At 74.0% G+C, this 22,418-nt stretch carries 20 protein-coding genes, 1 tRNA gene and 1 riboswitch; of the genes, 8 read left to right on the top strand and 13 right to left on the bottom strand.

Annotated features, from left to right (window positions below):
* Positions 1-31 precede the first annotated feature (31 nt).
* A complete protein-coding gene (locus ACIQUR_RS03540) occupies positions 32-793 on the bottom strand; it encodes a class I SAM-dependent methyltransferase (protein ID WP_403657515.1) in 762 nt (253 codons plus the stop codon).
* Positions 794-897: 104 nt separating this feature from the next.
* Positions 898-1,001, top strand: a riboswitch (ZMP/ZTP riboswitch).
* Positions 1,002-1,028: 27 nt separating this feature from the next.
* Between ACIQUR_RS03540 and ACIQUR_RS03535 the strand changes: the two genes are divergently transcribed.
* The 3 genes from ACIQUR_RS03535 (at position 1,029) to ACIQUR_RS03525 (ending at position 4,154) form a co-directional block, all read left to right on the top strand.
* On the top strand, positions 1,029-1,895 hold the full coding sequence (locus tag ACIQUR_RS03535) for a bifunctional 5,10-methylenetetrahydrofolate dehydrogenase/5,10-methenyltetrahydrofolate cyclohydrolase (RefSeq protein WP_403657512.1): 867 nt from the start codon (positions 1,029-1,031) through the stop codon (positions 1,893-1,895).
* Positions 1,896-2,026: 131 nt separating this feature from the next.
* Positions 2,027-3,544 carry a peptide MFS transporter gene (locus ACIQUR_RS03530; RefSeq protein ID WP_403657509.1) on the top strand — a complete coding sequence of 506 codons (1,518 nt, stop codon included), beginning with the start codon at positions 2,027-2,029 and terminating at the stop codon, positions 3,542-3,544.
* Positions 3,545-3,737: 193 nt separating this feature from the next.
* Positions 3,738-4,154, top strand: a complete 417-nt coding sequence (locus tag ACIQUR_RS03525) for a hypothetical protein (RefSeq protein WP_403657506.1) — start codon at positions 3,738-3,740, stop codon at positions 4,152-4,154.
* On the opposite strand, the gene ACIQUR_RS03520 is transcribed toward ACIQUR_RS03525, so the two are convergent.
* Positions 4,140-4,946 (bottom strand): helix-turn-helix domain-containing protein, encoded by an 807-nt coding sequence (locus ACIQUR_RS03520; RefSeq protein WP_403657503.1) that lies wholly within the window; start codon positions 4,944-4,946, stop codon positions 4,140-4,142. The genes ACIQUR_RS03525 and ACIQUR_RS03520 overlap by 15 nt on opposite strands.
* 24 nt (positions 4,947-4,970) lie before the next feature.
* Positions 4,971-6,815 carry an FAD-dependent oxidoreductase gene (locus ACIQUR_RS03515; RefSeq protein ID WP_403657501.1) on the bottom strand — a complete coding sequence of 615 codons (1,845 nt, stop codon included), beginning with the start codon at positions 6,813-6,815 and terminating at the stop codon, positions 4,971-4,973.
* A 213-nt stretch (positions 6,816-7,028) separates the two neighbouring features.
* On the opposite strand from ACIQUR_RS03515, the gene ACIQUR_RS03510 reads away from it, so the two are divergent.
* The 3 genes from ACIQUR_RS03510 (at position 7,029) to ACIQUR_RS03500 (ending at position 8,582) form a co-directional block, all read left to right on the top strand.
* A complete protein-coding gene (locus tag ACIQUR_RS03510) occupies positions 7,029-7,334 on the top strand; it encodes a 4a-hydroxytetrahydrobiopterin dehydratase (protein WP_403657498.1) in 306 nt (101 codons plus the stop codon).
* Positions 7,334-8,104, top strand: coding sequence for a class I SAM-dependent methyltransferase (locus ACIQUR_RS03505; RefSeq protein WP_403657495.1), 771 nt, complete (start codon positions 7,334-7,336; stop codon positions 8,102-8,104). The genes ACIQUR_RS03510 and ACIQUR_RS03505 overlap by 1 nt, the downstream gene beginning before the upstream one ends.
* Positions 8,105-8,198: 94 nt before the next feature.
* Positions 8,199-8,582, top strand: coding sequence for a VOC family protein (locus tag ACIQUR_RS03500; protein WP_403657492.1), 384 nt, complete (start codon positions 8,199-8,201; stop codon positions 8,580-8,582).
* A 125-nt stretch (positions 8,583-8,707) separates the two neighbouring features.
* Here the strand turns inward: ACIQUR_RS03500 and ACIQUR_RS03495 are convergent, their stop codons facing one another.
* The 5 genes from ACIQUR_RS03495 to ACIQUR_RS03475 form a co-directional block, all read right to left on the bottom strand.
* The gene (locus ACIQUR_RS03495) at positions 8,708-9,547 is read right to left on the bottom strand and encodes an aldo/keto reductase (RefSeq protein ID WP_403657489.1); all 840 of its coding nucleotides are present in this window, start codon (positions 9,545-9,547) and stop codon (positions 8,708-8,710) included.
* Between the two features lie 163 nt (positions 9,548-9,710).
* A complete protein-coding gene (locus ACIQUR_RS03490; RefSeq protein WP_403657486.1) occupies positions 9,711-10,442 on the bottom strand; it encodes an ABC transporter ATP-binding protein in 732 nt (243 codons plus the stop codon).
* Positions 10,439-13,621: an ATP-binding cassette domain-containing protein gene (locus ACIQUR_RS03485; protein ID WP_403657483.1), complete on the bottom strand. Its 3,183-nt coding sequence runs from the start codon at positions 13,619-13,621 to the stop codon at positions 10,439-10,441. The genes ACIQUR_RS03490 and ACIQUR_RS03485 overlap by 4 nt, the downstream gene beginning before the upstream one ends.
* A gap of 10 nt (positions 13,622-13,631) precedes the next feature.
* A complete protein-coding gene (locus ACIQUR_RS03480) occupies positions 13,632-14,900 on the bottom strand; it encodes an ABC transporter substrate-binding protein (RefSeq protein ID WP_403657480.1) in 1,269 nt (422 codons plus the stop codon).
* 133 nt (positions 14,901-15,033) lie between these two features.
* Positions 15,034-16,857, bottom strand: a complete 1,824-nt coding sequence (locus tag ACIQUR_RS03475) for an AMP-dependent synthetase/ligase (RefSeq protein WP_403657477.1) — start codon at positions 16,855-16,857, stop codon at positions 15,034-15,036.
* Between the two features lie 356 nt (positions 16,858-17,213).
* On the opposite strand from ACIQUR_RS03475, the gene ACIQUR_RS03470 reads away from it, so the two are divergent.
* A complete protein-coding gene (locus ACIQUR_RS03470) occupies positions 17,214-17,894 on the top strand; it encodes a DUF4352 domain-containing protein (protein WP_403657474.1) in 681 nt (226 codons plus the stop codon).
* 69 nt (positions 17,895-17,963) lie between these two features.
* Here the strand turns inward: ACIQUR_RS03470 and ACIQUR_RS03465 are convergent.
* The 3 genes from ACIQUR_RS03465 to ACIQUR_RS03455 form a co-directional block, all read right to left on the bottom strand.
* Positions 17,964-18,048, bottom strand: a tRNA-Leu gene (locus tag ACIQUR_RS03465).
* A gap of 82 nt (positions 18,049-18,130) precedes the next feature.
* Complete coding sequence (locus ACIQUR_RS03460) at positions 18,131-18,595, bottom strand: hypothetical protein (RefSeq protein WP_403657471.1); 465 nt, start codon at positions 18,593-18,595, stop codon at positions 18,131-18,133.
* A gap of 110 nt (positions 18,596-18,705) precedes the next feature.
* A complete protein-coding gene (locus ACIQUR_RS03455; RefSeq protein WP_403657468.1) occupies positions 18,706-19,653 on the bottom strand; it encodes a beta-ketoacyl-ACP synthase III in 948 nt (315 codons plus the stop codon).
* Between the two features lie 224 nt (positions 19,654-19,877).
* Here ACIQUR_RS03455 and fdhD point away from each other — a divergent pair, with 224 nt between their 5' ends.
* Entirely contained in the window at positions 19,878-20,717 is an 840-nt protein-coding gene (fdhD, locus tag ACIQUR_RS03450; protein ID WP_403657465.1) for a formate dehydrogenase accessory sulfurtransferase FdhD, read from the top strand.
* Positions 20,718-20,741: 24 nt separating this feature from the next.
* Here the strand turns inward: fdhD and ACIQUR_RS03445 are convergent, their stop codons facing one another.
* Positions 20,742-21,203, bottom strand: a complete 462-nt coding sequence (locus tag ACIQUR_RS03445; RefSeq protein WP_403658019.1) for a (2Fe-2S) ferredoxin domain-containing protein — start codon at positions 21,201-21,203, stop codon at positions 20,742-20,744.
* A 34-nt stretch (positions 21,204-21,237) separates the two neighbouring features.
* The gene (locus tag ACIQUR_RS03440; protein ID WP_403657462.1) at positions 21,238-22,296 is read right to left on the bottom strand and encodes a bile acid:sodium symporter family protein; all 1,059 of its coding nucleotides are present in this window, start codon (positions 22,294-22,296) and stop codon (positions 21,238-21,240) included.
* Positions 22,297-22,418 lie beyond the last annotated feature (122 nt).

The raw sequence follows: 22,418 nt of genomic DNA, 5'->3' as shown, positions 1-22,418 counted from the left end.
GCGCCACGCCGTGGCGGCGGACCGTCCGGGATCAGCCCGGTTTGCGGGCCTCGATCAGGAAGCGGGCGGTGTGCGCGACGAACGGGCCCTCGCGCTCGATCCGTTCGTGGAGCTCGCGCAGCCGCTCGCGGTGGTGGCCGACGGTGAAGCCGGGAACCATCCAGATCACCTTCCGCAGGAAGTAGATCACGGCCCCGATGTCGTTGAACTCGGTGCGCAGCCGTTCCGAGCGGAGATCGGTCACCTCCAGGCCGGCCGCTGCCGCGTCCCGGGCGGCGTCGTCGGGGTGCCGGGCGTTGCGCACCTCCTCGGGCTGCGGGCCGAGGAAGAACTCCACCAGCTCGAAGACGCTGGCCGGCCCGACCTGCTGCGAGAAGTAGGTGCCGCCGGGGCGCAGCACCCGCGCGATCTCGTCCCACCAGATGGTCACCGGGTGCCTGCTGGTCACCAGGTCGAAGGCGGCGTCCCCGAAGGGCAGCGGGGGCTCGTCCTCGTTGGCGACCACGACCGCGCCGAGCGGGTGCAGCAGTCGGGTGGCCTTGGCGACGTTCGGGGGCCAGGACTCGGTGGCGGCCATCAGCGGCGGCAGCTTCCCCGCGCCGGCCAGCACCTCGCCGCCGCCGGTCTGGACGTCCAGGGCCGCCTGCACCCCGGCGAGCTTCTCGCCGAGCATCCGCTGGTAGCCCCAGGAGGGGCGCTGTTCGCTGGCCCGGCCGTCCAGCCAGGAGAAGTCCCAGCCGTCGACGGAGACGGTCTCGGCCTCGGCGACGAGACGGTCGAAAGTAGGTGACATGTCTTGATCGTCCCAGCCGGGGTGCCGGTTCTGCCACCCGATATGGGTGCGGGGCCCCGGTGGCGGGTGCCCGCCGGGCCGTCCCGGCCGGTCGACTACAGTGGGCGGCGGGCCGTGACTGGCGCTTGGGTGGATCACCACCGGGGAGCGGCCCGGCGTACACGGCGGCCGCCGCGGTACGCCGTTGCCGCGCGCCTGGGCGAACCGCGATCCGCAGCGACGTTCAGGAGACCCCGTGACGACTGCCCAGACTGCCCGCCTGATGGACGGCACCGCCGTCGCCCGCCGCATCACCGAGGCCACCGCCGCGAACGCGGCGAAGATCACCGAGGCCACCGGCACCACCCCCTGCCTCGCGACCGTGCTGGTGGGCGAGGACCCCGCGTCCGTCACCTACGTACGCATGAAGCAGAACCGTTGCGCCAAGGCCGGCATCACCTCGCGCCACGTCGCCCTGCCCGCGGAGACCACCACCGAGGAGCTGGTGGCCGCCATCACCGCCCTCTCCGAGGACCCCGAGGTGCACGGCATCCTGCTCCAGCACCCGGTGCCGCACCACATCGACGAGCGCGCCGCCTTCGAGGCCATCGCCCCGGCCAAGGACGTCGACGGCGTCACCATGCACTCCTTCGCCGCGATGAGCTTCGGCGAGCCCGGCTTCGGCTCCTGCACGCCCGGCGGCATCATGCGCCTCCTCGCCGAGTACGACGTGGAGCTGACCGGCAAGCGCGCCGTGGTCGTCGGCCGCAGCGCCATCCTCGGCAAGCCGGCCGGCATGCTGCTGCTCGCCCAGGACGCCACCGTCACCTACTGCCACTCCCGCACCGTGGACCTGCCGTCCATCGTCCGCGAGGCCGACGTGCTGGTGGCCGCGGTCGGCCGCGCCGAGTTCATCAAGGGCGAGGACATCAAGCCCGGCGCCGTCGTGCTGGACGCCGGCTACAACGAGGGCAACGTGGGCGACGTCCACTTCGAGTCCGCGGCCGCCGTCGCCTCCCTGATCACCCCGGTGCCCGGCGGTGTCGGGCCGATGACCATCGCGGTGCTGCTGGAGCAGACCGTCCTGGCCGCCGCCGCGCAGCTGGGCGTCGAGCTGGGCTGACGTACCGCGCCGAGGTCGGCGCAGGGACCTGCGCCCCGGGCCGGACGGCCCGGGGCGCCCCGTCTTTATACGGGGCAAACCGGACCCAATGGACGATCCCCGGGGCCACCCCCGCGCGCTGCAATGGTCAGGTGAAGAGCGACACGGACACACAGCAGCCCGGGGCCCGCAGGCGTCATCCGCGCGGGCTCGCCACCCTCGTCCTCGCCGAGCTGTGGGAGCGCTTCAGCCTCTACGGCATGGTCGCCATCCTCGTCCACTTCCTCGCCGCGCCCCTCCGCCACGGCGGCCTCGGCCTCCACGAGGGCACCGCGGAGGCGGTCGAGGGCGTCTACATGGCGATGATCTCCCTGCTGGCCCTGCCCGGCGGCTGGATCGCGGACCGGTTCCTCGGCGCCCGGCGCGCCGTCCTCTGGGGCGGCTTGGTGATCATGCTGGGGCACCTGGCCCTCGCCGTACCCGGCAGCAGCGCCTGCGTCTGGGGCGGCCTGGTCCTCATCGTGATCGGCACGGGCCTCCTCAAGCCGAACATCTCCGCGCTCGTCGGCCGCCTCTACGCCCCCGAGGACGACCAGCGCCGCGACGCCGGCTACTCGCTCTTCTACATGGGCATCAACCTGGGCGCCGTGCTCGCCCCGCTCGTCGTCGGCTACCTCGGCGAGGAGGTCGACTGGCACCTCGGCTTCGGCGCCGCCGCCGTCGGCATGGCCCTCGGCCTGCTCCAGTACGTCCTGGGCGGCCGCCGGCTCGCCGCCCAGCTCCGCGAGGAGCCGGTGGTCCGGCTCACCCCGGCCGAGCGCTCCAAGGTGCTGCGCTCCGGCGCGTACTCCCTGGTCTTCTCCGGCGCGCTGATCGCCCTGCTGGCGGCCGCGCACGCACTCTCCGTCGACGGCGTCACCTTCGCGCTGACCCTGGTCGCGGTCGTCGTCCCCGGCGGCGTGCTGGTCTCGATGTACCGCAGCCCCAAGGTGACACCGGTGGAACGGACCCGGCTGCGCGCGTACGTGTGGCTCTTCCTGGCGGCCACGCTGTTCTGGCTGGTCTACGACCAGATGGGCAACGAGCTGAACATGTTCGCCGCCCGGAAGACCGACCTCAGCCTCCTCGGATGGCACATCCCGGCCAGCTGGACCCAGTCCCTGCCCGCCCTCTTCGTGATCGCCCTGGCCCCCGTCTTCGCCTCGTTCTGGGTACGGCGCGGCCGCCGCATGAGCACCCCGCTGAAGTTCGGCCTGGCCCTGCTGCTCGTCGGCGCCTCGTTCGTGGTCATGTCCGGCGCGGCCGCCATCGCCTCCAGGGGCGTGAAGGTCTCGCTGATGTGGCTGGTGGGCGTGTACGTCATCCAGGTCATGGGCGAGATGTGCCTGAGCCCGGTCGGCCTCTCGGTCACCACGAAGCTCGCACCGCGCGCGTTCACCAACCAGATGATGGGCGTCTGGTTCCTCGCCGCCGCCACCGGCGACGCCATCGGCGGCCAGCTCCCGCGCCTGGACCCGGTCCTGGGGCAGAGCCTGAACTTCCTCTGGCAGGGCGCCGCCGTCATCGCGGCGGGCGCGGCCATGGTCCTCCTGACCCGTCGCCTGCAACGCCTCACCGGCGAATCCGCGCCCGCCACCCCGACCCGCACCGGCCTTCCGACCGCCGCCTGACGGCGTCGACCTGCTGCTCGGCAGCCCCGCCGGCCCCGGGGACCCGGGGCGGACACCGGCATTACCTCCGACGTAATCGACCCCTTCCGGGGGCGGCGGCACAGTGGGGACATCGGGCCCCGGGGGCGCGCACTCGGTTCCGGGGCCCGGTGCTTCCGGTTGTGTCTTCGACCCCGATGGAGGGTGATCCGCCATGTCCGCGACCCTGATCTCCAGCATTGCCCGGACCGCCGAGCCGCAGCGCATGCTCCGGCGCTTCCTCGCGCTCGACGCCGTCGTCACCGGGGCCAACGGGCTCGTCTACGCCGCCTTCTCCGAGCCCGTCGGGCGGCTGCTCGGGGTGGGGGAGGGGCTGGTGCTGGAGCTCGGCATCCTGCTCGCCCTCTACGGCGCGGCCGTCGGCCGGCTCGCGAGCCGCCGCGAGCCCCCGGCCCTCGCCGTCAAGGCGGTCGTCGAGATCAACCTGGCGTGGGCCGCGCTCAGCGTCGTCGCCCTGCTCGTGTGGTTCGACCCGACGACCGCGGGCGCCGTCTGGATCCCCGCGCAGGCCCTCACCGTGGCCGGGTTCGCCGTGCTCCAGCAGCTGGCCCTCCGCTCAAGGACCCAGTGAGCGCAGGAACTTCACCGTCGCCGGGTCGGCCGGGAGCATCGTCTCGATGGCCAGCTCGGCGACGGTCACGTCCATCGGCGTGTTGAACGTCGAGATGGACGAGACGAACGACAGCGCCCTGCCACCGAGTTCGATCCGCAGCGGCAGCGCGAAGTACGGCACCGGCACCGTGTCCTCGCCCGGGTCCTCCGGGTGCGGCGCCGGCAGCGGGTACGCCGACACCTCCTCGTACAGCACCCGCAGCGGCTCCGACCGGGCCAGCGCGATCTGCCGCTCCATCTGCGCCAGCAGATGCCCACGCCACTCGCGCAGGTTGAGGATCCGCGGCGCCAAGCCCTCGGGGTGCAGGGTGATCCGCATCGCGTTCAGCGGCGGGACCAGCAGGTGCTCCGGCAGCCCGTCCAGCATCATCGCGATCCCGCGGTTCGCGGCGACCACGTTGTACGTCGCGTCCACCACCAGCGCCGGATACGGCTCGTAGCCGGTCAGCAGCGTCTCCAGCCCCTCCCGCAGCGCCCCCATCGACGGCGCGTCCAGCGGGGTCTCGGTGTACCGCGGCGCGTAACCGGCCGCCAGCAGCAGCGCGTTGCGCTCCCGCACCGGCACCTCCAGGTGCTCCGCCAGCCGCAGCACCATCTCCTCGCTGGGGCGGGACCGCCCGTTCTCGATGAAGCTGATGTGGCGGGCGGAGGAGTCGGCCCGGATCGCGAGGTCCAGCTGGCTGACCCGGCGCCGCTCCCGCCAGGTGCGCAGGAGCGGGCCCACGCCCGGGCCGGCCGAAGTCGTCGTCATGGGCACGACCGTAACCGACGTACGTCAGCCCAGGTCGAAGACGTTCCGCAGGCCGAGACGGTACCGCCACCGGTCGTGCCGCTTGGCGTCCTCCAGCTCCGGCGGCCGGAACATCGGGAACACCGCACACCGCGCTGCCGCCGAACCGGCCCGGTCCAGGAGGGCGTTGACGGCGGCCCGGGCCGAGGCGTTCGCCCCCTCCATCGTCGCCAGGTCGATGTCCACGGCCACGTAGTCCCCGCACAGGAACAGGTTCGGCACCCGGGTCGCCGCGCTCGGCCGGTCGTACAGCGTGCCGGCGGGGTGGATCAGCAGCTCGTCCTGGTTCGTCGGGTGCGGGGTGCCCAGGCCGTCCACGCCCGGGTCGAGGAACCAGGAGTGCAGCCGGCCGTCGCTCAGCACGGTCTTCCCCGTGTCGTTCAGGGACGCCTTCAGCTGCGCCCACACCTCCCGCGCCACCTCCTCGCGCGTGCACTCCTTGGCCGTCTTCCCGTACAGGATCCCCGGCGCGTCCCACTCGGAGATGTCCACCGAGAGGCAGTCCACCACCGTGCCGTCCCCGTACCGGGCGGCGAAGTCCTCCCGGGGCCAGTGCTCCGCCTGCTGTATGGCCGTCAGGGACCAGGGCGAGTCGACGCAGTTGACGTGCCCGTGCACCATCGGCGCGCGCTGTGTCAGGTAGAACTGGATGCCGGTCATCCAGTCCGTCCGCAGCCGGTCGCACCGGCCCAGCATCGGGTCGGCGGCCCGCAGCGCGGCCGGCCAGGTGCGCCGCGCGTGCTCCACGGGCAGTGCGCTGACGTAGTGGTCGGCGACGACGCGGTGGACCGTGCCGTCGGGGTCCTCGACCGCCGCGTGCCCGATCCGGCCGTCCTCGTACGCCAGCTCGCGCAGCGTCCAGCCCACCTTGAACTCCACGCCCAGCGACCGCAGATGGCCGGTCCACGGGTCGATCCACGCCTCGTTGGTGGGGGCGTTGAGGATCCGGTCCGGCGGGCCGTCGGCGCCGCGGCCCAGGGCGTTGAAGACGAAGGCCTCGCCGAGCGTGCCGACGGTGCGGGTGGAGGCCTCCTCGGCCTTCGTGGCCACGATGTTGCGGGTGATGCCGACCGCGAGGATGCGCTGGTACTCGTACGACATCCGGGCCGCCCGGGTGAACTCCCACCAGGGCGTCCGCTCCCAGACCTCGGTGCGGCGCTCGTCGCAGCTGGTCAGGAAGACCAGGACGCGGTTGACAAAGTACGCCACCTCGTGGGCGGGCAGCCGGACGAACGTCTCCAGCATCCCGGTCAGGGCGCGCCGCAGCTCGTCGGGGGTGAGGGCGGCGGGCCGGTCGCCGGCCCAGGGGATCGGGCCGCGCAGGTCCTCGCGGCCGCCGGCCCGGGCGAACATCATCTCGGGCGGGGCCACCAGGTTGTCCCAGACGCCGTGGGCGTTCCCGGGGAAGGGGATGCGGCGCATCGTGTCGGGGAGGTTGTGGTAGATGCCCGGGATGAAGCGGAAGCCGTGCTCGGCCGGGAGCGGCCGGCGCGTGCCGCGGGCGCTGCCGGGCACGTCCATGCTGCGGGCCTTGCCGCCGAGCGCGCGGCGCTCGTAGACCGTCACGGCGAAGCCGCGTTCGGCCAGTTCGTGGGCGGCGGTCAGCCCGGCGACACCGCCGCCGAGCACCGCGACCGTGCCCCGGGAGGCGGAGGGGGCGGCCCCGTCCCGGAGGGCGGGGGCAGCGGCTGCCGCCCCTGTGGTCGCCGCCGCGCCGGCCGCGGTCGCCCTGGCCGCCGCCGATGCCGGGGACGCGCCTGTCACGCCGGCAGCGCCGGCCGCGCCCGCGGCGCCTGCCGCGCCCGCCAAGAAGGTACGCCTGGAACTCATCCCGTCCCCCTGCCTTACCGCCGGTAACAGGTCGCGTTCGGCGCAGGAGCATAGGAGGGCCGCCCGCGGCACGGAAGGCAGAAGCGGACCCGTCCGCACTATGGCGCGAAACCTTCCCCACACGATGTGCTGTGGGACATTGGAATTTCACATGTCATGTCGCGCGGAAGGGCCCGCCGCGGTCCCGGCCGCGCAGGCCCGAAGGGAGCACCCATGGCCATGGAGCCGCTGTCGCAGAAGGAGATCGAGGACCGGCTGCGCGAACTGCCCGGCTGGGCGGTGGAAGGCGACCGCCTCGCCCGCACCTTCCGCCTGGACTCGCACTTCGCCGCCGCCGCGCTCGTCCTCGGGATCGCCGCCGTCCAGGACCAGTTGGACCACCACTCCGACCTGACCCTCGGCTACAACACCGTCCGCCTCGCCGTGAACACCCACGCGGCCGGCGGCGCCCTCACCGACCGGGACTTCGCCCTCGCCGAACGCGTCCACACCCTTGCCCCCGCCCACGGCGCCTCCTGATGCACCGTCCGCTCGTGGACTACGACGCCGAAGCCGCGGAGTACGACGCCACCCGCGGCGGCGTCCCCCGTGCCGAGGCGGCCGCCCGCGCCGTCCTCGGCCTCCTCCCGCCCGCCACCCGCACCCTCCTCGACCTCGGCTGCGGCACCGGCATCGTCACCGCCCGCCTGGCCCGCCCCGGCCTGCGGGTGCTGGGCGCCGATGCCTCGCACGGGATGGCCGCCACCGCGGTCCGCCGCGGCGTACCGGTGGTACGCGCGGACGCCACCCGGCTGCCGCTGCCGGACGGCACCGTGGACGCGGTCGGCGCCGTCTGGCTGCTCCACCTGCTGCGCGCCCCCGGCCTGGCCCAGGCCGTCGTGACGGAGGCCGCCCGCGTGCTGGCGCCCGGGGGAGTCTTCGTGACCACCGTGGACAAGGACGCCGCGCACGACGTGGGCTGCGACGTCGACGACGTACTGGCCCCGCACCTGACCGCCGATCCGGCCGACGGGGCGGTGCGGGTCACCGCGTACGCGGCCGCCGCGGGCCTGCGGCCCGTCGGCGAGGCGCACTTCACCGGCCACGGCCAGGGCCGCAGCCCCCGCCGGGCCGCCGAGGCCCTGCTCAAGGGCCGGTACGCCGCCCGGATCGCCGCCACCGGCCCGGCCGCCGGGGAACTCGCCGACCGGCTGCTGGCGCTGCCCGACCCGGACCGGCCCCGCCCCGACCCCCGCTACCGCCTGCTGGCCTTCGGGCGGCTGCCCGATCCGGACGGGCCCTGCCGCTGACCCTGCTACCGTCTTTCGGCTTTCGGGCGGGCGGCCGGGGCGCGCCGCAAGGCCCCTCGACGGCGCCGATCGGTGCCCTCCTACACTCACCGGCATGGCATGCCGCATCAGTGAGCTGGTCATCGACTGCGCCGACCCCGAGGCGCTCGCCGCCTTCTGGAGCGAGGTCCTCGGTTTCACCGAACTCGGCCGCGAGGACGACGGCGCCATCCAGATCGGGCCGCCCGACGTCGGCCACGGCGGCCCGCAGCCCACCCTCCTCCTCAGCCCGAGCGACGACCCGCGGACGGGGAAGCTGCGCCTGCACATCGACGTCAACCCCACCGACCGCGACCAGGACGCCGAGCTGGAACGCCTGCTCGCCCTCGGCGCCAGGCCGGTCGACGTCGGCCAGACCGGCAGCGAGAGCTGGCACGTCCTGGCCGACCCCGAGGGGAACGAGTTCTGCCTCCTGCGAACCCGGCTGCGGGCGGTCTGACGGGGGGCGCGGGTCGTGCACCGAAGCTGCGTCGGTCAGAGGCCGCGTCGACGGAGCCGTCGTACCGCCTGCGCCAGGCGGGCTCGGCCGGCCGCCAGGCCGGTTGCCGCGCGGCGACCGCCCCTTCAGACGTCGAAGACGGCCGGGTCCGGGCCGATCCGGCGGCCCGACTCCAGCGCGTCCAGCGCGGCCATGTCCGCCGCGTCCAGCTCGAAGCCGAACACGTCCAGGTTCTCCCGGATGCGGGCGGGCGTGACCGACTTCGGGATCGCGATCGTGCCGTGCTGGAGGTGCCAGCGCAGCACCACCTGCGCGGCGCTCCGCCCGTGCTTCTCCGCCACCGCGGTCACGGCCGGCCGGGTCAGCAGCTCCTTGCCCTGGCCCAGCGGGGACCAGGCCTCGGTCGCGATGCCCATCGAGGCGTGCAGCGCGCGCAGCTCGGCCTGGGCGAAGAGCGGGTGCAGCTCCACCTGGTTCACCGCCGGGACCAGCGGGCTCTCGGCCCGCAGCCGCTCCAGCTGGGCCGGCAGGAAGTTCGACACGCCCACGGCCTTCGCCCGCCCGCTCTCCGCGATCTCCTCGAAGACCTTCCAGATGGCGAGGTAGTCCTCGCGCGCCGGGCGCGGCCAGTGGATGAGGTACAGGTCGACGTGGTCGAGGTTCAGCTTCGACAGGGACGCGTCGAACTCGCGCAGCACGTTGTCCCGGCCCCAGCGCTCCTCCGGTCCGTTCCACAGCTTCGTGGTGACGAACAGCTCCTCGCGCGGCAGCCCGGACGCGGCGATCGCCTTGCCGGTGCCCGCCTCGTTGCCGTAGATCGACGCGGTGTCGATGCTGCGGTAGCCCGCCTCCAGCGCGGTTCCGACGGCCTGCGCCGCCTCCGCGTCCGGCACCTGCCAGACGCCGTAGCCGAGCTGGGGCATGAGCGTGCCGTTGTTGAGGCGGATGGTGGGGACCTGGTTCACGGTGGGGGCTTCCCTCGCGTCGTCGGACGGTACGGCCAGCGACAACCGGCCATGGGGGCGGGGTATTCCCGCCAGGGGGAGTGGGTGGGTGAGGGTTGGGTGGGTGAGTGGGTGGGGTGCGGGCATGCCGGGTCAGGCGCCGGCATTGCCGTGCTGGCCCCCGTCACCTGCCCAGGTACGCCTCCCGCACCGCGCTGTTCGCCCGTACCTGGGCCGGGGTGCCCTCTGCCAGTACCGTGCCCAGGTCCAGTACGACCACTCGGGTGCACAGCTCCATGACGAAGGCCACGTTGTGCTCGACCAGGAGCACCGCGCACCCCTCACGTACTGCCAGGTTCCTTACGACGGTGGCCAGCTGAGCCCGCTCCGGTGCGGACATGCCGGAGGCCGGTTCGTCGAGCAGCAGTACCCGGGGCGGGTCCGCCGCCGCACGGGCCAGCTCCGCCATGCGGGCCCGCCCCACGGGCAGCGCCCCGGCGTAGGTGTGGGCGAGCGCCTCGATCCCGCAGTCGGCCAGTACCGTCGCGGCCCGTTCCCGGCGCTTCCGGGTGAGCGCCCGGCCCCGGCCGCCGCGCCACTCCTGGGCTACCAGCAGGTTGTCGGTGACGCTGAGCTGCCCGAACAGCTGCTGGCGCTGGAACGTGCGGCGCATCCCGTGGCGGGCCCGCCAGACCGGGGAGCGGCGGGTGATGTCGGCGCCGTCCAGGCGTACCGAGCCGGCGTCGGGCCGGCGTATCCCGGACAGCACGTCGAACAGGGTGGTCTTGCCCGCCCCGTTCGGCCCGATCAGCCCGCACACCTCTCCGGCACGCAGGCCCAGGGAGACCCCGTCGAGGGCGCGGACCCCGCCGAAGCGGACCCCCACGGCCTCAGCGGTCAGCACGTACCCGGTCATCCGCGCACCCCCAGGTAGGCCTCGGTGAGCCGGTCCGCCTCGACCTCGGTGCGCGGCCCGCACCAGGCCACCCGGCCGTCGGCCAGGTACGCGACGGTGTCGGCGATGCCGAGGATCTCGGCCGCCTTCTCCTCGACCAGCAGGAGCGCCGTGCCCGCCGCCCGCAGCTCGCCGAGCAGGGCGTACACCTCGTCGACCACGCGGGGCGCCAGGCCGAGCGACGGCTCGTCGGCGACCAGGACTCCGGGTGGGCGCTGGAGCAGCGGGGCCAGGGCCAGCAGTTGCTGTTCGCCGCCCGAGAGGGAGCCCGCGGGGGTGCGGCGCCGCTCGCGCAGGCGCGGGAACCGGGCGTACACCGCGTCGCGTTCGGCCGGGGCTGCCAGGCGCAGGGCCAGGTTCTCCTCGACCGTGAGGGCGGGGAACACCCCGCGGCCCTCCGGTGCCAGCAGCACCCCGTCGCGGGCGCGGCGCACCGGACCGTACGCGGTGACCTCGCGCCCGGCGGCGTGTACGGAGCCGGCGGTGACGCGAAGCAGGCCGGCCGCCACCCGGCAGGCGGTGCTCTTCCCGGCCCCGTTGGGACCCAGCACGGCGACGATCTCCCCGGGCCGCACCGCGAGGTCCACCCCGCGCAACACCTCCCCGCCGTCGTACCCCGCCCGTACCCCCCGCAACTCCAGCGCGGCGACCGCTCCGTCGCCCGGCTGCGGGCCTCCGTCGAGCGCCCGCGCGGTGCCGGTGCCCGCGGCCCGTGCGGTGGCCCCGGATCCCGCCCACCCGGAGGCGCCCTCCGCACCGCTCGCGGCCCCCACTCGTGCGGGCGGGGTCGCGGTGCCGTGTTCGGTGGTTCTCTGTCCGGTGGTGGCTTGCGTGGCCTGCGTGTTGCCTCCGGTGGTGGCTTGTTCGGTGGTTGCCTCCGTGCTGACTCCGGTGGCGGTCCGCCTGGCCGCGGTCGCCGCGCCGTCTTCGGCGTCTGCCCGTGCGGGCGCGGCGGTCCCGCTGCCCCTTTCCCCGGTGCTCCCTGCGTTCTCTGCGCCTGACTCGGCGCTCCCCGCGCCCGGGCGGACCTGTGCCGAGGCGCGGAGCGGCGCCGTGCCGGCCACGGCCGCGCCCGGCACGGGGGTCCGGGGGCTCGCCCCCGGTTTCGGGAAGGGGCGGGTGGGGGAGACCTCCGCTTCGGCGCCGGGCCCCTGGGCCTGCACCTGCCCAGGCACCGCAGCGCCCGGCACGGGAACCGGCACCGCAGCGCCCGGCACGGGACCGGCGCCCGACCCCCTTCTCCGGGCCAAGCGCAGCGGAACGGCCGCGCAGTACCCGTCCGGGTCGTTGGCGAGTGCCAGGCCCGCCAGGCCGAAGAGGATCACCGGCAGGTGCGCGGACGAGGTGACCCACTGCCCCAGCACGTGCGGGGCCAGGGCGAAGACCAGCCCGGCCACCACCGCGTACTGCGGCCTCCGCACCCCCGCGGCCACCACGACGGCCAGCCACACCAGGCCCGTCAGGGCGGTGAAGTCGGTGGCGGTGATACGGGTGTTGTACGAGGCGTACAGCACGCCCCCGAACCCGGCGAGCCCCGCGGACACCGTGAACAGCAGCAGTTTCGTCCGCAGCACCGACACCCCCGAGGCCATCGCTGCCGCCGGCGCGGACCGGACCGCCAGCATCGCCCGTCCCCACGGCGAACTCCGCAGCGCGGTCAGCCCCCAGGCCACCAGCACCACCAGCACCAGCATCGCGACGCCGAACGCGCGGTCGTCGGCCAGGTCCACCGGCCCGGCCACGGGGCGCGGCACCGACCAGCCGGCGTCCCCGTTCCGCAGCCAGCGCAGCTGGAACAGCACCTGGTCGGCCAGGAAGGCCAGCGCCAGGGTGGCCAGCGCCAGCGACCGCCCGCCCAGCCGCAGCGCGGGCAGCGCCACCAGCGCCCCCAGCACCGCGGCCGCACAGGTCCCCACCAGCGCCGCGGCCACGAACGGCCACCCGTGGCTCATCAGCAGCCCCGCCACCAGCGCCGCCCCGGTGACGAACGTGGCCTGCGCGAGGGACACCATCGCCCCCAGGCCGGTCACCACCGTGAACGACATGAACACCAGCGCCAGGGCCAGCCCCTGGGCCAGCAGCCCGCTCCAGAACGGCGTGGTGACCGTGTACAGCGCGACGGCCACCAGCACCGCGGCCCCCGTCCAGGGTCCCCAGCGCCGCGCCCAGGTGGCACCCGCCAGGTGGTCCGGCGGCGGCGCGTCGGCGGCGGCCGCGGTGCCGGCGGTCCGCTGCCGCCGGGTCAGTACCAGCAGTCCGGCGAACAGGATCAGGAACGGCACCGCGGTGCGGAAGCCGGTGATCCCCTCGGCGAAGGACGCGTACCCGGCGACCAGGTTCTGCAGCACCCCCAGCCCGAGCCCGCCCGCGAAGGCCACCGGCACCGAGGCGAACCGCCCCAGCACCGCGGCCGTCGCGGAGACGAACAGGAAGAGGGTGTAGTCGTGGGCCGACAGGCCCAGCAGCGGGGTCGCCAGCACGCCGGCCAGCCCCGCGAGCCCCGAGGCCAGCATCCACGCGACCGAGGAGAGCCGGTCGGCGCTGATCCCGCGCAGCTCGGTGAGGGTGCGGTTGTCCACGGCCGCCCGCAGCAGCAGCCCCAGCCGGGTGTGCCGCAGCAGCAGCCACAGCCCCACCGCGACCAGCGCGGTCACCACCCAGGTGATCAGCTGGTCGGAGTCCACCCCGACCCCGTCCGTCAGCTGCCAGGACACCGCGGGGCTCGGCCCCACGCCCGGCAGCCCGAACTGGTTCTCCGCGGGCACCACGTCCGCCCCCGCCTCCGCCAGCAGCTCCACCGCCCACAGCCCGGCGGCCGGCAGCGCCACCAGCAGACCGATGGTGGCCACCAGCTGCGCGGTCTCGCCCACCCGCGCGAGCTTGCGGAACATCAGCCGGTCCAGCGCCCACCCGAGGCCGGGGGCCAGTACCCCCACCACCAGCAGGGCGGCGGGGACGGCGGGCCAGCCCAGGCCCGAGTGGAGCTCGTGGAAGACCAGCGCGCACAGGTAGGCGGTGGCGCCGTGCGCGAAGTTGAACAGCCCGGACGCGGAGTACGACAGCACCAGGCCGGTGGCCAGCAGGGCGTACAGCGCGCCGGAGACCAGACCGCTCAGGACGAAGCCCAGCAGATCCCCCATGGCGGCGGGCCTACGAGAAGGGGATCGGCGGGTGGCACCTGAAGGGGACGGACACCTGGTACCTGCCGTCCTTCAGCTGTACGAGCGCCCCGCACCCGAAGCTCTCCTTCTGGCCCTTGGGCTCGGCCCGGTCGCCCACCAGCGTCCCGGTGTCGGAGAAGCCCCGGGCCGCGGCCTGGAAGGACTCCGGCGTCAGGTCCTTGCCGGCCTTCTCCGCGATGGCCAGGAAGAGGTCGGCGCTCATGTAGCCGGTGAGCATGTGCATGTTGAGCGGTACGTCCTTGCCGCCGGACGCCTTCCTGATGTCGGCCTTGAACTGCGCCATGTTCGGGTCGTCGGCCTCGAAGGGCTGGAACTGCAGCAGCACGTGCACGCCGTCCAGCGCCATCCGGGTCGCGTCCTTGGCCAGCAGGCCCGGGTCGTAGTCCGTGGGGTCGGTGAGCACCCCGCGGTAGCCGCTGCGCTTGAGGGCGGTGAACAGGCCGATGTTGTTGGGCGTCTGCATCACCGAGACCACCGCGTCCGGCGCCTTGCCGTCGTTGCTGCGCAGGATCTCCTTGGTGTACGCCGACCAGTCCGTCGGCACGGAGGCGGCGGGCACCGACGGCTTTGCGTACGCGACCTTGAAGCCGGCGGCCGCGAAGCCGCGGCCGAAGGTGCGGATGCCGAACTTCCCGGCGTCGCTGTCGTTGGCGATGATCGCCACGGACTTGCCGGCGGCGCCGCCGAGGACCTGCTTGATGCCCTCGGGCCAGGTCTGGTTGAGGGTGCCGCCGGGCATGGGGACGAGGCAGCCGTTGAAGCCGTAGATGTAGGAGGGGCCGCAGAAGGCGGGAGTGGTGCCCCAGCCGAAGACCGGGACCTTCGACTGCTGGAGGAAGTCCGCGCCGGAGAAGGTGACCGAGCTCATCGGGGCGACCGCGAAGACCTTGTCCTGCTGGACGAGTTTGCGCGCGGCGGCGGTGTTCTTGCCCGGGTCCTGGCCGTCGTCCTCGGCGCCCAGGTAGTCGATCCTGCGGCCGTTGACGCCGCCCTCCTCGTTGGCGCGCAGGTAGCGGGCGCGGGCGCCGAGGTCGGTGTCCTTCTTGCTGTAGCCGCTCGCGGTGGTCATCGAGACGATGCCGCCCACGGTGATGGTGTCCGCGGTGACCCCGCGGACGGCGCCGGTCTTCTTCCCGTCGTCCCCGGAGGGCGCGTTGGAGGCGGAGTTGCAGGCGGACACGGAAGCGAGCGCGAGGGCCGCCGCGGCCACGGCGAGGGTGCGGATCGGTCGCAACATGAATGAGGTCCCTCCTTCGGAATCCCCGCATTCTGGGTGCGACCTGATGAACCGTCAATAAATGCGCGGGCCTGAATTGACGATCCATCAGATTGTGATCCGGGGGCGGACGGCGAGCTCCGGCGGTGCTCCCTCACTCCTGGTAGAGCGCGGCCACCTCCGACGCGTACGCCTTCTCGATCGCCCGCCGCTTCAGCTTCAGCGAGGGCGTCAGCAGCCCGCCCTCCTCCGTGAACGGCTCCGCCAGCACCCGGAACGTACGGATCCCCTCCGCCCGCGACACCAGCGTGTTCGCCGCCACCACCGCCCGCCGCACCTCGGCCGTCAGCGCCTCGTCCCGCACCAGCTCCGCCGGCCCCATCGCCGGCCGGCCCCGCATCGCCAGCCAGTGCGCGACCCCCTCCGGGTCGAGGGTCAGCAGCGCGGCGACGTACGGGCGGTCGTTGCCCAGCACGATGCACTGCGACACCAGCGGGTGCGACCGCACCCGCTCCTCCAGCGCCGCGGGGGAGACGGACTTGCCGTTGGAGGTCACCAGGATCTCCTTCTTCCGCCCGGTGATCGTCAGGTACCCGTCCTCGTCCAGCCGCCCCAGGTCACCCGTGGCCAGCCAGCCGTCCCGCAGCACCGCGTCCGTGGACCGCGCGTCGTTGAGGTAGCCGGCGAACACGTGCCGCCCGTACAGCCACACCTCCCCGTCCTGCGCGATGTGCACGGCGGTGCCCGGGATCGGCGGCCCCACCGTGCCGTACTTGGTCGCGCCCGGCGGGTTCGCGGTCGCCGCCGCGCAGGACTCCGTCAGCCCGTACCCCTCGAAGACGGTCACCCCCGCCCCCTCGAAGAACAGGCCCAGCCGCCGGGACATCGCGGAACCGCCCGACATCGCGTGCCGCACCCGGCCGCCCAGCGCCTCGCGGACCTTCCCGTACACCAGCTTCTCGAACACCTGGTGCTGCACCCGCAGCGAGGCCGAAGGGCCCGGGCCGGCACCGAACGCGCGCAGCTCCCTCGCCTCCGCGTAGCGCACCGCCGTCTCCACCGCCCGGTCGAACGGCCCCAGCCGGCCCTCGGTCTCCGCCTTGCGCCGGGCGGCGGCGAAGACCCGCTCGAACACGTTGGGCACCGCGAGGACGAACGTCGGCCGGAACGCGGCCAGGTCCGGCAGCAGCTGCTCGGCCGCCAGCACCGGCTGGTGCCCCAGCTTCACCCGGGCCCGGACCGCCGCCACCTCCACCATCCGCCCGAAGACGTGGGCCAGCGGCAGGAAGAGGAGCGTGCACGGCTCGTCCTCCGGCCGGGAGCGGAACACCGGCTCCCAGCGGGCGACCATCGTGTCCGTCTCGTACATGAAGTTGGCGTGCGTCAGCACGCAGCCCTTCGGCCGGCCGGTGGTCCCCGAGGTGTAGATCACCGTGGCCACCGAATCGGGGGTCACCGCCCGCCGGTGCCGGTGCACCACGTCCTCCGGAACCGCCGCCCCGGCCGCGTACAGCTCCTCCAGCGCGCCGGCGTCCAGCTGCCACAGCCGCGCCAGCATCGGCAGCCGGTCCACCACCGAGCCGACCGTCATGGCCTGGTCCTCGTGCTCGACCACGCAGGCGCTGACGCCGGCGTCGAACAGCATCCAGTAGACCTGTTCCGCGGACGAGGTCGGGTACACCGGCACCGGCTGGGCGCCGACCGCCCACAGCGCGAAGTCGAACAGCGTCCACTCGTACCGGGTCCGCGACATGATCGCGACGCGGTCGCCGAACCGTACGCCCTGTGCCAGAAGCCCCTTCGCGAGCGCCAGCACCTCGTCCCGGAACGTGGCGGAGGTGACGTCCCGCCACTCGCCGTCCACCTTGCGGCCGAGCACCACCCGGCCGGGGTCGTCGAGGGCGTGCTCGAACACGGCATCGGCCAGCCCGCCGACGGGCGGTGCCGTGACCACGGGCGGGACGCTGAACTCGCGCAAGGGACCACACTCCTTTCCGCACAGCGCCGGTGACGGTACCCCACCCGAAGCCCGGGCGGGACCCTGCTGGAAGATCCCCCGTGCGAACCCATCACCACTGGTCAGCGCCCCGCCCCCACCGCCCCCAAACCTCCACGGAACCTGTACGCCCCCTCCATCCCCCCAGGCGACGGCGCGTGCGACCCGCCGCACGGGCCCCGGCCCTGTTTACGCATAGCGGCGGCGAACGCACGCGCAGTGCTGTGTAATCACCCTGGCCCCAAGAGATCGGCCCGACCAGGGTGCCGCCAGCCGGCACCTGTGTGGTCACCGGGCGAAACAGGGCTCAGGGCGAGCCCACGGACAGGAGCATCCGCATGGCCACTCCACCCCCGCCACAGGGACAGCCCCCGCACCACCCGTACCAGGGGCCCTACGGCCATCAGCAGCCCTACCCGCCGCAGCAGCCCGGGATGCCGCCCGGCCCGCAGGGTGGCTGGCCGGCTCCGCCGCCGAAGCCCGGGATGAGCACCGGGGCGAAGGTCGGCATCGGCTGCGGCGCCGCCGCCGGCGCCCTCGTCCTCATGGCCGGCTGCGGGGCGGTCCTCGGCGTCTTGGGCGACGAGGACGCGGACCGCGTCCGGCAGTCCCGGGCCACGGCCTCCGCCGCACCGTCAGCGCCGTCACAGGCCGGGAGCGCTCCGGCGAAGGTGCAGCAGAAGGAGGAGTCGCTGCCGGTCACGCTGACGGCGAAGAAGGTCCGGTTCAAGCCCACGGCGCTGCACGAGGACGCCGACTACACGGCGATCCGGGTCACCGTGGTCAACAACACCGACGACAAGGTCTCCGTCAACCCGCTCTACTTCGAGGTCACGGACACGAGCGGGGCCAAGCACTCCGCCGAGGTCTTCGGAGCCGAGGACAACCTCCAGGCCGTCGAGCTCTACAAGGGCGAAAAGGCCACCGGCACCATCACGATCAAGGGCAAGGTCACCCCGGCCAAGGTGTACTTCCGGAAGGACGGCTTCGGCACCACGTACAGCGCCCCCGTCCGGTAGCGGAACGAAAGGAGCCGGTCACAGTGACTGTGTCACTGTGACCGGCTCCTTCTGGTCGGTCGACCTCTGTGTCCGAGGGGGGACTTGAACCCCCACGCCCGATAAAGGGCACTAGCACCTCAAGCTAGCGCGTCTGCCATTCCGCCACCCGGACCGGGTGAGCGCCCCGGTTTCCCGCGGCGACATGGACAACAATAGCAGGGGTTCGGAGTGCTCTTCACCCGCATATCCGGAGGTCAGCCCGCTGCGCGGGTCCTGTTCTCGGTGACCCAGTCGGCGTGGTGCTGCCAGCCGTACAGGGTGTCGCCGTCCAGGTACGCGTAGTACGCGCCGCAGCGGACGGTCGCCCGGCCGCGGGCGTCCTCCGGGAACCAGCCCGCCTTCAGCGAGGGCGCGGCGCCGGTCGTGGCGTCCGGGACGGCCCGGCACCCCTCCGGCAGCGCGCCGCCCGGCAGGGTGGCCCTGATCAGCCGGTCGCCGCCGGTGGTCCGCATCGCGTACCGGACCTCGCGCGCCCCGTCCGGCAGCCAGCCCGGCACCGTGCCGCGCTCACGCTTCGCCTCGGCGCCGCTGGCGTAGGCCGCGGACTCCTCGTGCCGGTTCTGGTACCAGTCGGCCGCCGCCGGGACGGCGACGGCGGCGCCGAAGCCCACGCCGGCGACGGTCGTCACGAGGGTGAGGGCGAGGGACCTGCGGTTCATGGGAGGGGCCTTCCGGCTCGGGCGTACGTGCCCCTCCATGCTCCGTGCCCGGCCGCCCCGCCACGTCAGACCGGGGGACCAACCCGGGTACGACCCAGGTGCCAGGCCGCCTACGGACAGCGGATGACCTGGCCCGCGTAACTCAGGTTGCCGCCGAAGCCGAACAGCAGCACCGGGGCGCCGGCGGCGACCTCCCCGCGCTCCACCAGTTTCGACAGCGCCATCGGGATGCTGCCGGCCGAGGTGTTGCCCGACTCGACCACGTCCTTGGCCACCACCGCGTTGACCGCGCCGATCCGCTCCGCGAGCGGCTCGATGATCCGCAGGTTGGCCTGGTGCAGCACGACCGCGGCCAGCTCCTCGGGAGAGGTCCCGGCCTTCTCGCACGCCTTGCGGGCGAGCGGCGGCAGCTGCGTGGTCGCCCAGCGGTAGACGGACTGGCCCTCCTGCGCGAACACCGGCGGGGTGCCCTCGATCCGCACCGCGTGCCCCATCTCGGGCACCGAGCCCCACAGCACCGGGCCGATCCCCGGCGCCTCGCCCTCCGGCACGGCCTCCACCACGGCCGCGCCCGCGCCGTCGCCGGTCAGCACGCACGTGGTGCGGTCGTTCCAGTCGGTGATCCCGGTCATCTTGTCGGCGCCGATCACGAGCACGCGCGTCGCCGACCCGGCGCGGACGGCGTGGTCCGCGGTGGCCAGGGCGTGGGTGAAGCCAGCGCAGACCACGTTGAGGTCCATCACCGCGGGGGAGCCCATGCCGAGCCGGGCGGCGACCCGGGCGGCCGTGTTGGGCGAGCGGTCGATCGCGGTCGAGGTGGCGACCAGGACCATGTCGACGTCGGCCGGCGTCAGCCCGGCCTGGGCCAGCGCCTTCGCGCCCGCCTCGGCGGCCAGCGCGTCCACGGGCTCGTCGTCGCCGGCGATCCGGCGGGTCCTGATGCCCACCCGGGACCTGATCCACTCGTCGCTCGTGTCGACCATGGCGGCCAGGTCCTCGTTGGTGAGGATCCGGGCGGGCTGGTAGTGCCCCAGCGCTACCACTCGTGAACCGGTCATGGGCGTCATGGGCGGGTTCCCCCTCGTGCCTCGTACAGGAATTACCCAGCTTTGCCTGCTACTGCTGGGTATGGGGGCACGTGACCTCTCAGGATTCGACCCCAGCCTTGTGGAGGTCCCACAAGACCCGCCCGGGCCCGGGCCCCTCTGACGTGCAGGACAATGGGGTCGGGACGGCCGACGGGGGCCGCCCCGCCGTGTGCCGAGGGAGTGGGCTGATCGCCATGGGACGGGTCACCGAACGCCGTCGCGTCATCAGGATCCGGAACGGGGTGGCGGGTGTCCGCCCGGACACCCTGGTCGCCGAGGAGCCGCTGGAGATCCGGCTCAACGGCCGGCCGCTCGCCGTGACCATGCGCACGCCGGGCGACGACTTCGCGCTCGCCGCCGGCTTCCTGGTCAGCGAGGGCGTGCTCGGCGCGGCCGACGAGGTCCGGTCGATCGTGTACTGCGCCGGGGCCACCGAGGACGGCTCCAACACGTACAACGTCGTGGACGTGCAGCTCGCCCCCGGCGTGCCGGTGCCGGACGTGTCCCTGGAGCGCAACGTCTACACCTCGTCCTCGTGCGGCCTGTGCGGCAAGGCGAGCCTGGACGCGGTGCGTACGGCGACCCGCTTCCCGGGCCTGGCCGGTGACCCCGTACGGATCGGCGCCGGGCTGCTCAGCGAGCTGCCCGACCGGCTGCGCGGGGCCCAGAAGGTCTTCGACACCACCGGCGGACTGCACGCGGCGGGCCTCTTCTCGCCGGACGGGGAACTGCTGGACCTGCGCGAGGACGTCGGCCGGCACAACGCCGTCGACAAGATCGTCGGCCGGGCGCTGCGCGAGGGGCTGCTGCCGCTGGCCGGGACGGTGCTGCTGGTCTCCGGGCGGGCGTCGTTCGAGCTGGCGCAGAAGGCCGTGATGGCCGGCATACCGGTCCTCGCGGCCGTCTCCGCACCGTCCTCGCTGGCGGTGGACCTGGCGGCCGAGTCGGGCCTGACCCTGGTCGGCTTCCTGCGGGGCGCCTCGATGAACGTCTACGCGGGCGAGCAGCGCATCCGCACGGAGGCGGACGCGTAGCCGCCGGGGCTCCGGCCCCCCCCGTCAGCGCCGGCGGCGCCGGCCCCGGGTCTCGCGGGCGGGCGCCGGCTCCGGGGCCGGCGGCTCGATCATCTGGAGTTCCAGCGCGGGCGGTACCGGCGCGCGCCCCGGGCCCCCGGCCGCGGCCCAGGCCAGTACGTCGTCGGTGACGTCGTCGTCCAGCGCGAAGCCGATCCAGGCGGCCTTGGCGCCCCGGCGCCGCGCCTCCGACGAGGGCTGGACCACGATCACGTTCGCCTGCGCGCAGGGCCCGAGGCAGTCGCTGGTACGGACGGCCAGCGCGCCGCCCGAGGCGTCGGCGGCCGCCCGCAGCCGGGCCAGTTGTCCCTCGTGGTCGGAGCCCGGGTTCTTGCGGGGGTCCCCGCAGCAGCAGCCGCGGCAGACGACGAGGGTGCAGGGGCGGGACGACGCGAGGGGGCGGAACCCTGGGGTGGCGGGCCGGACACCGGACGCGGTGGGTCGTATCGAGGTCACCACGGCAACGGTATCCGCCCGCGGGTCAGGGCTGTTGGGAGCCGGCTGAGACCTCCGCCACACGCCCGCCCGGGAGTTGCTCCACCGGCCCGCCCGGCGCTTCCGGCGCATCCGTCACGGGGTCCCCGGCGCGGCGCCGGGCCAGCACGGCACAGACCATCAGCTGCATCTGGTGGAACAGCATCAGCGGCAGCACCGCGAGGCTCGCGTGGGCCCCGAACAGCACGCTGGCCATGGGGAGTCCGGCGGCCAGGCTCTTCTTCGACCCGGCGAACTGGATGGCGATCCGGTCCGCCCGGCCGAAGCCGAGGCGCCGGGCCCCGTACCAGGTGACCGTCAGCATCACGGCGAGCAGCACCGCCTCGGCGAGCAGCAGGGCGCCCAGGCGGCCGACGCCGACCTGGTGCCAGATGCCGGCGGCCATGCCGGCGCTGAACGCGGCGTAGACGACGAGCAGGATCGAGCCGCGGTCGACGTACCCCAGCACCTTCTTGTGGCGGGTGAGGAACCCGCCCACCCAGGGGCGCAGCAACTGGCCCGCCAGGAAGGGCAGCAGCAGCTGGACGACGATCTTCAGCAGGGCGTCCGGGGAGAACCCGCCCCCGGCCGAGCCGAGCAGCGCGGCGGCCAGCAGCGGGGTGACGAAGATGCCCGCGAGGCTGGAGAAGGAGCCCGCGCAGATCGCGGCGGGGACGTTGCCGCGGGCGATCGAGGTGAACGCGATCGACGACTGGATGGTGGACGGGACCAGGCAGAGGAAGAGGAACCCGTCGTAGAGCTGCGGGGTGAGCACGTGCGGGACGAGCCCGCGGGCGGCGAGGCCGAGCAGCGGGAACAGGGCGAAGGTGCAGAGCAGGACGGCGAGGTGCAGCCGCCAGTGGCGCAGCCCGTCGAGGGCCTCGCGAGTGGACAGCCGGGCCCCGTAGAGGAAGAACAGCAGCGCCACCGCGCCGGTCGCGGCACCCTCCGCGACCCCGGCGGCGACGCCGCGGGCGGGCAGCAGGGCGGCGAGCCCCACGGTGCCGACGAGGGCGAGGACGTACGGGTCCAGCGGGAGCCGGGCGGGTATCCGGGGGCGGGGCATGGGCGCTCTCACGGGGGACGGCGGGACGGGGGACGGGGGAGGGGGCGGGCGGGCGGCCTGGCCACGGCCGCTCGGTGCGAGGCCGGCCGCGCACCGCGCACGGCGGGTCCGCGTACGGGGCC

Source organism: Streptomyces sp. NPDC101132 (assembly GCF_044759225.1).
GTDB lineage: Bacteria > Actinomycetota > Actinomycetes > Streptomycetales > Streptomycetaceae > Streptomyces.
This window is presented reverse-complemented; position numbering and strand designations above follow the sequence as displayed.